The organism is Pseudomonas sp. AL10 (genome assembly GCF_029960685.1).
GTDB classification, from domain to species: domain Bacteria; phylum Pseudomonadota; class Gammaproteobacteria; order Pseudomonadales; family Pseudomonadaceae; genus Aquipseudomonas; species Aquipseudomonas lactis.
On the sequence record NZ_JASBQZ010000003.1, the window covers coordinates 147,766 to 160,684 of the forward strand.

Sequence of the window (12,919 nt, forward strand, 5' to 3'; positions counted from 1 at the left end):
GTCAGATCTCCAGAGAACCGCCAGCCAATGCACACAGCTGAATCGGGTCGAGGATATGCACCTCTTTACCTTCTGCGGCAATCAACTGGTTCTGCTGGAAGCGGGTAAACACGCGGGACACGGTCTCCACTGCCAGGCCCAGGTAATTGCCGATCTCATTGCGCGACATGCTCAGGCGGAACTGGTTGGCCGAGAACCCACGGGCACGGAAGCGCGCCGACAGGTTGACCAGGAACGTGGCGATGCGCTCATCGGCGGTTTTCTTCGACAGCAGCAGCATCATTTGCTGGTCGTCACGAATCTCGCGGCTCATCACGCGCATCAATTGGCGGCGCAACTGCGGCAGTTGCAGGGCCAACTCATCCAGGCGCTCGAAAGGGATTTCGCACACCGACGTGGTTTCCAGGGCCTGGGCCGACACCGGGTGAATCTCAGTGTCCATCCCCGACAGCCCGACCAACTCACTGGGCAGGTGGAAACCGGTGATTTGCTCTTCGCCGCCATCGCTGAGGCTGAAGGTCTTCAATGCGCCCGAACGTACTGCATAGACGGAATCAAACTTGTCGCCCTGGCGAAACAGAAACTCGCCTTTTTTCAGCGGGCGGCCGCGTTTGACGATGTCGTCCAGCGCATCCATGTCTTCCAGATTCAATGAAAGTGGCAGGCAGAGGGGAGCCAGGCTGCAATCCTTGCAATGGGCCTGGCTGTGAGCGCGCAGTTTGACTGGCTCGGACATTTCTTAAATCCTTGTGGGAAAACACACATAAGACGTAAGGGTAACGCACTGGGGGGCACGGAGGCCAGCGTGTACAAAAACCTGTCGCGAAGTAAAGATTTGCCCGAAACGGCCGATAGCACTGCCATCGAATACCAACGCGGTGGCTCAGACCATGTTATCCCTCAGTACACAACTGGCTTCACGCACCCAGATCCAGGCACTGCCCGAAACCAAGAAGGCTGCCGCGACCGATGCTGCTGCGGTTGCGCCGACGGATGAAGCCAAGCCTGCGGTGTCAGTGACCATTTCCGGTGCTGCGATGAAAGCGGCGGCGGCTGAGAAAACCTCAAACAGTGACATCGACGACAGTGGCTTGGCGGACAACGTCAAGAATCTGCTGAAGATGATTCGTGAGATCAAAAAGCAGATTGCCGAGAAACAAGCCGAGATGGCTGCGGTAATGGCCGACAGAAATCTCAGCCCTGAACAGGCCCGTGCCCGACTCTCCGGGCTGCAGTCAGCGTTGAGCGCACTGCAAGCCAGCTTGACTAGCGCCCAGGCGTCCCTGACCAAGGCGATGAAAGACATGAGTGCCGGTGATGCAGTCAAGGCCGCCAGCTTGGCCATGAAATAAGGGCCTTTAGATAACCCGCGAAAACCGTTGCCTGTTCTGGTGCTCCAGGTAGGCATCGAACACCATGCACACCGAGCGCACCAGCAAGCGCCCGGCCGGCAGCACGCGAATGCCCTGGACGTCGAGTTCAATCAAGCCATCGTCAGCCATGGTCTGCAATTGTGGCCATAGCTCGGCAAAGTAGCCGCGAAAATCGATGTTGTACGCCTGTTCGATCCCCTCGAATGCCAGGTTGAAATTACAGATCAGTTGCTGGATCACGTCCCGGCGCAAGCGGTCGTCGGTGGTGCAGACCAAGCCGCGGCTGGTCGCCAACTGCGCGCCCGCCAAAGCGTTCTGATACTGGTTCAGGTCGCTGCTGTTCTGGCAATACAGGTCGCCGATCTGGCTGATCGCCGACACCCCCAACCCAATGAGGTCGCAGTGCCCGTGGGTGGTGTAACCCTGGAAATTGCGCTGCAGCTTTCCTTCTTCCTGGGCCACCGCCAGTTCGTCGTCCGGCAGGGCAAAGTGGTCCATGCCGATGTAGCGGTAACCGGCCTGGGTCAGTTGTTCGATGGTGGTTTGCAGCATCAGCAGTTTTTCTGCCGGCGAGGGCAGGTCGTCGGTGTTGATCCGCCGTTGGGGCATGAAGCGTTCCGGCAGGTGCGCGTAGTTGAACACCGACAGGCGGTCAGGCTGCAAGCGGATGACTTCTTCCACGGTGCGCGCAAAGTTCAACGGCGACTGCTTGGGCAGGCCGTAGATCAGGTCGATATTGATCGAGCGAAATTGCAAGGTGCGCGCTGCATCGATCACGGCGCGGGTTTCTTCCAGGCTTTGCAGGCGATTGACCGCCCGTTGCACCTCGGGGTCGAGGTCTTGCAGCCCAATGCTCACGCGGTTGAAGCCCAGTTCGCGCAGCAGGCCCATGGTGGCCCAGTCGGCTTCGCGCGGGTCGATTTCGATGCCGTAGTCGCCCGAGTCGTCCTCCAGCAAATTGAAATGCTGGCGCAGGCATTTCATCACCTGGCGCAGTTCATCGTGGCTGAGAAAGGTTGGCGTACCGCCGCCGAAATGCAGTTGCTCCACGGGCTGCTGCGGGTCGAGGTGGCAGGCCACCAATTGGATTTCCTGCTCCAGGCGCTGCAGGTAGGCCTGGGCGCGGCCACGGTCCTTGGTGATCACCTTGTTGCAGGCGCAGTAGTAGCAAATGTTGGCGCAGAACGGCACATGCACATACAGCGACAGTGGCCGCACGGCCTTGCGGCTGTCACGCAGGGCGTGGAGCAGGTCGAAGGTGCCGACCTGGCTGTCAAATTGTACGGCGGTGGGGTAGGACGTGTAGCGCGGCCCCGCCAAGTCGTAGCGGTGAATCAGATCTGTGTCCCAACGAATGGCGTCGAGCATGCGGGCGGTCCCCCGGATTGGCTAGTGGGCCGAGTCTAGGGGCAGGGCGGTGCAGGCATCTTGATTTGCATCAACGGGGAGCGGCGCTATGCCACAGGGCCTGTTAATGCCCCATGAGCCAGTGCTGGTGGGGGCCAGGCAAGGTCCAGAGACCGAAGATCATCACCAGCACGCCACCGGCCACACGCACGCTGCGCTTGCGCAATAACGCCGTCACCCGTTCGGCGGCCAGCCCGGTGGCCAGCAGCACCGGCCAGGTGCCCAGCCCGAACGCCAGCATCAGCAAGGCGCTGTCCAGTGCATTGCCCTGGCTCGCCGCCCATAGCAGGGTGCTGTAGACGAGCCCGCACGGCAACCAGCCCCACAGCGCGCCCAGCAGCAAGGCTCGCGGCAGGCTGGACACCGGCAGCAAACGGTTGGCCACCGGCTGCAGATGCCGCCACAGGCCGCGTCCCAGGCTTTCGATACGGGTGAGGCCGCTCCACCAGCCGGCCAGGTACAGGCCCATACAGATCAGCAGCAGCCCGGCAAGCACTCGCATGAACATCGCCGCCGGGCTGTTGGCCACTGCCCAGCCGGCCAGGCCGATCAGTAAGCCGGCGGTTGCATAGCTGAGGATGCGCCCCAGGTTATACGCCAGCAGCAGGCGAAAACGGCGGCTGCGTTGTTCCTTGGGGATCGCCAGGGTCAGCGCGCCCATCAGTCCGCCGCACATGCCCAGGCAATGGCCGCCGCCGAGCAGGCCGAGGATCAGCGCCGAGACCAGCAAGGGCGCCAGCTCAAGCATGAGGGGGCTCTTTGGGCGGCTGCTCGGGGCTGTTGGCTTCGTCGATGGCGGCTAGGTGGTTCGGGTCCTGGTCGTCGAACAGCACGCTGTGGGCCGGGCCATCGAGGTCTTCGTATTGGCCGCTGTCCACGGCCCAGAAGAAGATGTAGATGGCCACACCCACTAATAGCAGTGCCGCCGGAATCATCACGTAGAGAGCTGGCATCTGTACTCCATGCCCGCGCGGCTCAGGCCGGCAGCGGGCGGGTTAGTGGGGCGGTGCCCGGGGCTTGCGCGCTCGGCAGGCGAGTCAGGCGCAACGCGTTGAGCACCACGGTCAACGAACTGATGGACATGCCGATCGCCGCCCAGATCGGCGTGATCCAACCCAGGGCGGCAAACGGCAGCATAAGCCCATTGTACAACCCGGCCCACAACAGGTTCTCGATGATCACCCGGCGAGTGCGCCGCGCCAGGCTGAAGGCCTGCACCAGCGCATCCAGGCGGTTGGACAACAGCACCGCATCGGCGCTGGTTTTCGCAAGGTCGGTGGCCGAGCCCATCGCCACACTGATATCGGCAGCGGCCAGCACTGGCACATCATTGACCCCATCGCCGAGCATCAACACTTTGCGACCTTCTTTGTGCAGGTTTTGCAGTACCTGCAGCTTGTCGTCAGGGCGCAGGCTGCCGTGGGCTTCGTCGATACCCAGCTCAGAAGCGACACTGGCCACCATCGGCGAACTGTCCCCCGAGAGTAGCAGCGTGCGCCAGCCCCGCGCCTTGCATGCGGCGAGCAAGGCGGGTGCGTCGCTGCGCAGGCGGTCATCCAGTACGAACCAGGCCAGGGCACCGCTGTGGTCGCCCAGCAGCAGCCATTGCCCGGCCTCGTCCGGCGAGGCGGGAATCGCGCAGCCACTGAGTTCACAGACAAAACCCGGCTGGCCGATGCGCAACAGACGTTCTCCCACACGACCTTCCAGGCCCAGGCCTGGAGTGCTCAGCACTTCATCAGCGGCCAGCGGCGCACGGCCGAAGGCACGGGCAATCGGGTGTTCGGAACGGTTCTCCAGGGCGGCGGCAAGGCCCAGGCATTGGTCGCTGTCCAGCGCACTCAAGGGCCGAATGGCGCGCAACGCCAGGCGCCCTTCGGTGAGGGTGCCGGTCTTGTCGAAAATCACCGTATCAATCTGGTTCAGGCCCTCGAGCACATGGCCGCGGGTCAGCAGCAACCCGAGACTGTGCAAGGTGCCGGTGGCGGCGGTGAGCGCGGTGGGCGTGGCCAGGGACAGGGCGCACGGACAGGTCGCCACCAGCATCGCCAGCACAATCCAGAACGCTCGGGATGGGTCCAGCTCCCACCACAGCAGGCCGATCAGCGCGGCGGCGATCAGTGAGCACAACAAGAACCACTGCGCAGCGCGGTCGGCGATCTGTGCCAGGCGCGGCTTCTCGGCCTGGGCGCGCTCCAGCAGGCGCACGATGGCGGACAAGCGCGTGTCATGCCCCAGGGCGCGCACTTGGACGGTGAGCGCGCCTTCGACATTCAGCGTGCCGGCCGTGACGCTGTCACCCGTACGCCGAGGTTGCGGCAGGTACTCGCCGGTCAGCAGGGATTCATCGATGCTGGATTGGCCGTCGAGAATTACGCCATCCGCCGGCAGCACCGCACCGGGATGCACCAGCACACGATCACCCAGCGCCAATTCGCTGAGCAGGATGCGTTCGCTCTGTCCATCATCCTTGAGGCGCAAGCAGGAGGCGGGCAACAGGTTGACCAGTTGGGCAGTGGCTGCCGCGGTGCGTTCCCGGGCGCGGCGCTCAAGGTAGCGCCCGGCCAGCAGGAACAGGGCAAACATGCCCACGGCATCGAAATACAATTCGCCTACGCCAGTGATCGCGGTCCAGATGCCGGCCAGGTACGCGCCGCCAATCGCCAGGGACACCGACACGTCCATGGTCAGGTGCCGTGTGTGCAAGTCACGCAGGGCGCCTTTGAAGAAGGGCGCGCAGCTGTAGAACACGATGGGCGTGGTCAGAAACATCGCCACCCAGCGCAGGATGACGTGCAATTCCGGGCTCAGGTCGATATTGAATTCCGGCCAGGTGGCCATGGTTGCCATCATGGCCTGGAACCACAGCAAACCAGCGACCCCCAGTTGTCGCAGGGCCAGGCGGTTTTCGCTGGCTAATTGTTCGGCGGCGCGGTCGGCCTGGTAAGGGTGGGCGGCGTAACCGATATGGCGCAGCTCGCTGAGCAGTTGGCTCAACGGCAATTGCCCATCGGCCCAGCGCACGTGCAGGCGGTGGTTGGACAGGTTCAATCGCGCTTCGGCCACGGCAGGCAGGCTGCGCAGGTGTTTCTCGATCAACCAGCCGCAGGCGGCGCAACTGATGCCTTCCATCAGCAGGGTGGTTTCGGCCAGGTCGCCTTGATGGCGCACAAAAGGTTTTTGCACATCGGCGCGGTCGTACAGCGTCAGTTCGTCCACCAATTGCACGGGCAGCGCCTCGGGGTTGGCCGAGGCTTCGCTGCGGTGTTGGTAATAGTTTTCCAGCCCGCCGGCCACTATCGCCTCGGCCACGGCCTGACAGCCCGGGCAGCAGAGTTCACGGCGTTCGCCCAGGATCTGGGCGGTGAACCGGCTGCCGGAGGGGACGGGTAGGGCGCAGTGGTAGCAGGGGGTGGGTTGGGTCATTGCTCAGTTCCGCAGATCGTTCCCACGCTTTGCGTGGGAATGTTGCCCGTGACGCTCTGCGTCACAAAGCGGACGCAGAGCGTCCAGCAAGGCGTTACCACGCAGAGCGTGGGAACGATCATCGTCTACTTCTTCAGGTCTTCGGCTCCCTGCAACGGTTCGTCACCCAGCAGCAAGTCCTTGTCGTGGCTGACCTCTTCTTCTTCGAACAGGCGCCAGGTGTTGCCGCCCTCCACGCCAAGCAGTTCCACGAAACGGCGACCTTCGACCTTGTCGGTGACCTGGCCGATGTAGCGGCCTTGCTCACTGTCGCTGCGGGTGAGGTTGATCTTGCGATCCTTCTCTGGCTGGGTCGGGGAGATCAGGTTCAGCTCCAGGGTTTTCGGATTGCTGTAGCCAGTCAGTTGCAGCTCGACCTCGCCGGTCAGTTCGTCCAGGTGCAGCTTGCCGCGCAGTTGCAGGGTCTGGGCCAGGCGTTCGCGGTCCAGGGAACGGTTGATGCCTTTGCCGGCCTCGTAGTAGTTGTCGTTGACCAGGTTGTCCGGGTTATTCACCGCGATGGTCACCATGGACAAGGTCAGGGTCACCGAGCAGGCCAGGATCGCGATGATGATCCAGGGCCAGAGGTGCTTGTACCAAGGGCTGGCGGCAGTAGTTGCGGGCATGGGTATGTTCCCTGTTAACGGACTTGTGGGCCGATGAATCGGCTCTTGGCTTCAATATGGACGCTGGTGTCATCGGCGTCTTCGAGGATGAAGGTCACCTCGTTGGTGCTCGACGGCAACTGCTCCGGCGCACTCGACAACTCCACTGGCATGCTGACGATATCGCCGGCGGCCACTTTGATTTCGCGCCGGCCTTGCAGCTTGAGGTCGGGCAGCCCAGCGGCGTCGAGCACGTAGGTGTGGTCGCGCTGGTCTTTGTTCATGATCTTCAGGCTGTAGACGTTTTCGATGCGCCCTTCGGCGTTCTCGCGGTACAGCACGCGGTCCTTGCTGACGTCGAAACCCACCAGCGAGCGCATGAAGAAGGCCGCCACCAACAGGCTGATCATCGCCAGCAACACCAGGGCGTAACCGATCAGGCGCGGGCGCAGCTTATGGGTTTTCTGCCCCGACAGGTTGTGTTCGGTGGTGTAGCTGATCAGGCCGCGTGGGTACTCCATCTTGTCCATGATGTTATCGCAGGCATCGATACAGGCGGCGCAGCCGATGCATTCGATTTGCAGCCCGTCGCGGATATCGATACCGGTAGGGCACACCTGCACGCACATCGTGCAGTCGATGCAGTCGCCCAGGCCTTGGGCCTTGTAGTCGGTACCCTTTTTACGTGGGCCACGCACTTCGCCACGGCGCGGGTCATAGGACACGATCAAGGTGTCCTTGTCGAACATCACACTCTGGAAGCGCGCATAGGGGCACATGTAGATGCACACCTGCTCACGCAGCCAGCCGGCGTTGCCGTAGGTGGCGAGAGTGAAGAAACCCACCCAGAAATATGACCAGCCATCGGCCTGGCCGGTGAAGAAATCGAATACCAGTTCGCGGATCGGTGAAAAGTAGCCGACGAAGGTGATGCCGGTGGCAAAGCCGATCAGCAGCCACAGGCTGTGCTTGCTGAACTTGCGCAGGAACTTGTTGGCGCTCATCGGCGCCTTGTCGAGCTTGATGCGCTGGTTGCGGTCGCCTTCGGTGACCTTTTCGCACCACATGAAGATCCATGTCCATACGCTTTGCGGGCAGGTATAGCCGCACCACACGCGCCCGGCGTACACGGTGATAAAGAACAGGCCAAATGCCGCCACAATGAGAATGCCCGAGAGCAGGATGAAATCCTGGGGCCAGAACGTTGCACCGAAAATAAAGAACTTACGCTCCGGCAGGTTCCACCACACCGCCTGGTGACCGCCCCAGTTCAGCCACACGGTGCCGAAGTAGAGCAGGAACAGAGCGGCACCGCCGACCATGCGCAGGTTGCGGAACAAGCCAGTGAAGGCGCGGGTGTAAATCTTCTCTCTCGAAGCGTAGAGGTCGACGGTCTTGGCAGGCGGGGTAACGTTATGTACCGGTATCTGGTCGCTCATCATTGCATCCCACGGCGGTGGAGATTTGCCTCGGCCAGTACGTGCCAACCGGGGTCAAATTAAGGGTGTTGCAGTGGCCTAATGATACGCCCCCGAGGGTGTGCAAAGGGTGCGACCTTTGGTCGCGTTGGGGGAAATCAATTGATGGTGTACGTGACCTGGATCAATTGACTTGGCAAGTATGGACGGTTTTTGCCAGTAAGCCGGTCATTCGTCCCATGGATTGAGCAGTGGCACGCCACTCGATTTGAAGTCGCTGACGTTGCGCGTGACTACGGTGAGTCCGTGAACCAGCGCGGTTGCGGCAATCAATGCATCGCTTTCGTTGGCTTGGTCGGGTACATGCAAGTGCGCGCAACGCAACGCGACTGCTGCATCGACGGGCAGGATTCTGGCATCGAAGGCGGGCATTACATGACGCTTGAGCCAGGTTCTCAACACCTTCCCCTGAACCGGGTCTCGCCGTTCAATTCGCAGGACTCCGGTTTCCAGTTCCTTCAGCGTGATCGCCGAAATAAACATGCGCGGCGCTACTACGCTTTTTGCCCAAGCCACGACATTTGCATCAGCCTGAGGTTTACGCAGTTCAGAGATCACATTTGTGTCGAGTAGATACATCAAGAAAAGTCCACGGGTCGATGAATGATCACGGCACGTTCGGTTTCGAAGTCGATATCGGCCGCTTCCGGCATCACCAACAGGTCGACAATGTCGGCGTTCAGACCTGTCAGCTTCTGGTACTCCTCAATGCTTAGCAGTACATGGGCAGGCTTGCCGCGATCAGTGATAAAAACCGGCCCTTTGCGGGCGGCTTTTTTGGCACCACTTGTGTCTTGATTGAATTCGCGGCTGGAAATGGTCGTGATGGTCATGGGGTAGGCCCCCTTCGCTGGACTTAATGTAGTTACGTTACTACTTGGCGAGTGCGCACGGCAAGGTTGAGGTTACGAACGGTAGAGTTGGCTTTGCAAGGTTCGGCGCCAGAACAAAAAAGCCCCGCCAGCATTCGCTGCGCGGGGCTCCATTGTTTCAGAGGTCTTACTGCTCCTCAGCCTTCTTATCCCCATGAGACAAGCTATATACATACGCCGCAAGCAGGTGCACCTTGTCATTCCCTTGCAACTGCTCCTGCGCCGGCATCTGGCCCTGGCGGCCATAACGGATGGTCTGTTGCAGTTGCGCAAAGCTTGAACCGTAGATGAACGCACCCGGATGCGTCAGGTCGGGCGCGCCCATCGCTGGCGTGCCTTTACCCGCCGGGCCGTGGCAGGCCAAGCAGTTGGCGGCGAAGAGTTTCTCGCCGTTGGCCACGTCGGCCTTGGCGCCTTCCGGCAGTTTGCGGCCGTCGAGGTTGGTCACTACAAAGGCTGCTACGTCGGCTACGCCCTGCTCGCCGATGACTTCAGCCCAGCCTGGCATCACCGCGTGCCGGCCCTTCATGATGGTTTCCTTGATGGTGTTGGGTTCGCCGCCCCAGCGCCAGTCGGCGTCGGTCAGGTTGGGGAAACCGTAGGCGCCCTTGGCGTCGGAGCCGTGGCACACCGAGCAGTTGGAGGCGAACAGGCGGCCGCCCATCTTCAAGGCTTGTGGGTCCTTGGCGACTTCTTCAATCGGCATCGACGCGAACTTGGCGAAGATCGGCCCGAACTTGGCTTCCGACCTGGCCATTTCCTTTTCCCATTCGTGCACGCCGGTCCAGCCGGTCTGGCCGTTGGCGAAGGGGGTTTGCTTGTCGTTGTCGAGGTAGTTGTAGCCTGGCAGCAGGCCCTTCCAGTTGCCCAGGCCAGGGTAGAGCACCAGGTAACCAAGGGCGAAGACGATAGTGCCGACAAACAGCATGAACCACCACTTGGGCAGCGGGTTGTCGTACTCCTCGATGCCGTCGAACGAGTGGCCGACGGTCTCGTCCGTCTGCTCGGTGCGCTGGCCCTTGCGGGTCGACAGCAGCAGCCAGGTCAGGGCGAAGATGGTACCCAGACTGAGGACTGTGACGTACAGACTCCAGAACGTAGTCATTCTTTGTTACTCCTAGAAGCTTGCTCGACGTGCTTGATGGCTTCGGGGTCATCTGCGAAGGGCAGCATGGTCGCGTCGTCAAACTCCGACTTGCGCCGTGGGCTGAACACCCACAACGCCAGGCCGATAAAGGCCACCATCACCACAACGGTGCCCAGGCCACGAATCATCCCGATATCCATGAAGGTCACCGTTTGCTTTTGATGATGGTGCCAAGGCCTTGCAGGTAGGCCACCAATGCGTCCATTTCGGTCTTGCCCTTCACGGCGGCGGCCGCACCGGCGATGTCTTCGTCGGTGTAGGGCACGCCCAGGGTGCGCAAGACTTCCATCTTCTTGGCGGTGTCCTTGCCGTCGAGCTTGTTTTCCACGAGGAACGGGTACGCCGGCATTTTCGACTCCGGCACGACGTTGCGCGGGTTGTACAGGTGCGCACGCTGCCAGTCATCGGAGTAGCGCCCACCCACACGGGCCAAGTCCGGGCCGGTACGTTTGGAACCCCACAGGAACGGGTGGTCCCACACGCTTTCACCGGCAACCGAGTAGTGGCCGTAGCGTTCGGTTTCGGCGCGGAAGGGGCGGATCATCTGCGAGTGGCAGCCCACGCAACCGTTGGCGATGTAGACGTCGCGGCCTTCCAGTTCAAGGGCGGTGCGCGGCTTCATGCCTTCGACCGGCTTGTTGGTCACGTCCTGGAAAAACAGCGGGACGATTTGGGTCAGGCCGCCGATGCTCACGGCGATGACCATGAAGAAGGCCAGCAGGCCGATGTTCTTCTCAACGACTTCATGCTTCATCAGTGAGCTCCCACAACGGCGATCTTGGTGGCGGCTTCGGCTTCAACAGGGTCGCTGGCACGCACGGTGCGCCACACGTTGTAGGCCATCAACAGCATGCCGCTGGCAAAGAACGCACCGCCCAGGGCACGTACGATAAAGCCCGGGTGGCTGGCTTGCAGCGCTTCGACGAAGGAGTAGGTGAGGGTGCCGTCATCGTTGATCGCACGCCACATCAGGCCCTGGGTGATGCCGTTGACCCACATCGAGGCGATGTAGAGCACGGTGCCAATGGTGGCCAGCCAGAAGTGCGCGTTGATCAGCCCGACGCTGTGCATCTGCGCGCGGCCGAACAATTTGGGGATCATGTGGTACAGCGCGCCGATGGAGATCATCGCCACCCAGCCCAGCGCCCCGGCGTGCACGTGGCCGATGGTCCAGTCGGTGTAGTGGGACAGCGAGTTGACGGTCTTGATCGCCATCATCGGCCCTTCGAAGGTCGACATGCCGTAGAACGCCAGCGATACCACCAAAAACCGCAGGATCGGGTCGGTGCGCAGCTTATGCCAGGCGCCCGAGAGGGTCATCATGCCGTTGATCATGCCGCCCCAGCTTGGTGCCAGCAGGATGATCGACATCGCCATGCCCAGGGACTGTGCCCAATCCGGCAGGGCGGTGTAGTGCAAGTGGTGAGGGCCGGCCCAGATGTACAGGGTGATCAGCGCCCAGAAGTGCACGATGGACAGGCGATACGAGTAGATCGGACGCTCGGCCTGCTTGGGCACGAAGTAGTACATCATCCCCAGGAAACCGGTGGTGAGGAAGAAGCCTACGGCGTTGTGGCCGTACCACCACTGGATCATCGCGTCCGTCGCACCGGAGTAGGCTGAGTAGGACTTGAACAGGTTCACCGGCAGGGAGGCGTGGTTGACGATGTGCAGCATCGCCGTGACCACGATAAAGGCGCCGTAGAACCAGTTGCCCACGTAGATGTGCTTGGTCTTGCGCTTGACGATGGTGCCGAAGAACACCAGGCCGTAGGTCACCCACACGATGGCAAGCAAAATGGCGATCGGCCATTCCAGCTCGGCGTATTCCTTGGTGGTGGTGTAGCCCAGGGGCAGGCTGATGATGGCGCCGACGATGACCGCCTGCCAGCCCCAGAAGGTGAAGGCGGCAAGGCCATCGGAGATCAGTCGCGTCTGGCAGGTGCGCTGCACGACATAGTAGGAGGTGGCAAACAGTGCACATCCGCCGAAGGCGAAGATCACCAGGTTGGTGTGCAGCGGGCGCAGGCGGCCGAAGGTCGTCCAGGGCAGGTCGAAATTCAATTGCGGCCAAACCAGTTGCGAGGCGATGAACACCCCGAGCCCCATGCCAAGGATCCCCCAGACCACCGTCATGATGGCGAACTGGCGGACTACCTTATAGTTATAAGCAGTCGGACTGATTGCTGTGCTCATTCTAAGGTTCCACGGTTTAGGTTTTTTTATAGGTAAAATCGGTCGCAAGTATGTAGAAAGCGAGGGGCCATTGCAACGCAATGGCTGACCTGGATCAATGCGTTCCACGCCAGATTCTGCGCCCTTTCCATGTTTGGCGTAGGGACAAAATCCAAAATATAAAGCTGATCGAGTGGACAGGAAATTTCAGGGGCGCAACGGCTACCGTCGCGTAGGCCAGGAATGGTCCACTGTGGGAACAAGCGTAGACCCGAATAGGAGGAGGGGAAAGGTGGGCTTGGAAGGGGTGCGACACTTGGTCGCGCAAATGAAAACAACACCGGATCCCTGTAGGAGCGAGCTTGCTCGCGAAGAACCTGAGGGCACCACGCTTATC

14 protein-coding genes are annotated in these 12,919 nt (G+C 61.2%); 1 reads left to right on the forward strand and 13 read right to left on the reverse strand.

Annotated features, from left to right (window positions below):
- Position 1: 1 nt before the first annotated feature.
- Complete coding sequence (gene fnr, locus QK296_RS05130; protein WP_003193190.1) at positions 2-736, reverse strand: fumarate/nitrate reduction transcriptional regulator Fnr; 735 nt, start codon at positions 734-736, stop codon at positions 2-4.
- A 154-nt stretch (positions 737-890) separates the two neighbouring features.
- Between fnr and QK296_RS05135 the strand changes: the two genes are divergently transcribed.
- Positions 891-1,352 carry a hypothetical protein gene (locus QK296_RS05135; RefSeq protein ID WP_003193188.1) on the forward strand — a complete coding sequence of 154 codons (462 nt, stop codon included), beginning with the start codon at positions 891-893 and terminating at the stop codon, positions 1,350-1,352.
- A 6-nt stretch (positions 1,353-1,358) separates the two neighbouring features.
- Here the strand turns inward: QK296_RS05135 and hemN are convergent, their stop codons facing one another.
- From hemN to ccoN, 12 genes are all read right to left on the reverse strand, one after another.
- Positions 1,359-2,741 (reverse strand): oxygen-independent coproporphyrinogen III oxidase, encoded by a 1,383-nt coding sequence (gene hemN / locus QK296_RS05140; RefSeq protein ID WP_003193186.1) that lies wholly within the window; start codon positions 2,739-2,741, stop codon positions 1,359-1,361.
- Between the two features lie 103 nt (positions 2,742-2,844).
- Positions 2,845-3,528, reverse strand: a complete 684-nt coding sequence (locus QK296_RS05145) for a sulfite exporter TauE/SafE family protein (RefSeq protein ID WP_032895833.1) — start codon at positions 3,526-3,528, stop codon at positions 2,845-2,847.
- The gene (ccoS, locus tag QK296_RS05150; RefSeq protein ID WP_003193184.1) at positions 3,521-3,733 is read right to left on the reverse strand and encodes a cbb3-type cytochrome oxidase assembly protein CcoS; all 213 of its coding nucleotides are present in this window, start codon (positions 3,731-3,733) and stop codon (positions 3,521-3,523) included. Before ccoS ends, QK296_RS05145 begins: the two co-directional genes overlap by 8 nt.
- Positions 3,734-3,755: 22 nt before the next feature.
- A complete protein-coding gene (locus tag QK296_RS05155) occupies positions 3,756-6,206 on the reverse strand; it encodes a heavy metal translocating P-type ATPase (RefSeq protein WP_282390671.1) in 2,451 nt (816 codons plus the stop codon).
- Between the two features lie 125 nt (positions 6,207-6,331).
- Positions 6,332-6,871, reverse strand: coding sequence for a FixH family protein (locus tag QK296_RS05160; RefSeq protein ID WP_003193179.1), 540 nt, complete (start codon positions 6,869-6,871; stop codon positions 6,332-6,334).
- Positions 6,872-6,885: 14 nt separating this feature from the next.
- On the reverse strand, positions 6,886-8,289 hold the full coding sequence (ccoG, locus tag QK296_RS05165; protein ID WP_032900812.1) for a cytochrome c oxidase accessory protein CcoG: 1,404 nt from the start codon (positions 8,287-8,289) through the stop codon (positions 6,886-6,888).
- Between the two features lie 207 nt (positions 8,290-8,496).
- Positions 8,497-8,907, reverse strand: a complete 411-nt coding sequence (locus QK296_RS05170) for a type II toxin-antitoxin system VapC family toxin (RefSeq protein ID WP_034136160.1) — start codon at positions 8,905-8,907, stop codon at positions 8,497-8,499.
- A complete protein-coding gene (locus QK296_RS05175) occupies positions 8,907-9,161 on the reverse strand; it encodes a type II toxin-antitoxin system Phd/YefM family antitoxin (protein ID WP_003193175.1) in 255 nt (84 codons plus the stop codon). The genes QK296_RS05170 and QK296_RS05175 overlap by 1 nt, the downstream gene beginning before the upstream one ends.
- Before the next feature lie 166 nt (positions 9,162-9,327).
- Entirely contained in the window at positions 9,328-10,305 is a 978-nt protein-coding gene (gene ccoP / locus QK296_RS05180) for a cytochrome-c oxidase, cbb3-type subunit III (RefSeq protein ID WP_282390672.1), read from the reverse strand.
- On the reverse strand, positions 10,302-10,487 hold the full coding sequence (locus QK296_RS05185; protein WP_003193169.1) for a CcoQ/FixQ family Cbb3-type cytochrome c oxidase assembly chaperone: 186 nt from the start codon (positions 10,485-10,487) through the stop codon (positions 10,302-10,304). The genes ccoP and QK296_RS05185 overlap by 4 nt, the downstream gene beginning before the upstream one ends.
- A 5-nt stretch (positions 10,488-10,492) precedes the next feature.
- Positions 10,493-11,101: a cytochrome-c oxidase, cbb3-type subunit II gene (gene ccoO, locus QK296_RS05190; protein ID WP_003193167.1), complete on the reverse strand. Its 609-nt coding sequence runs from the start codon at positions 11,099-11,101 to the stop codon at positions 10,493-10,495.
- Positions 11,101-12,543, reverse strand: a complete 1,443-nt coding sequence (gene ccoN / locus QK296_RS05195) for a cytochrome-c oxidase, cbb3-type subunit I (protein ID WP_003193164.1) — start codon at positions 12,541-12,543, stop codon at positions 11,101-11,103. Before ccoN ends, ccoO begins: the two co-directional genes overlap by 1 nt.
- Positions 12,544-12,919 lie beyond the last annotated feature (376 nt).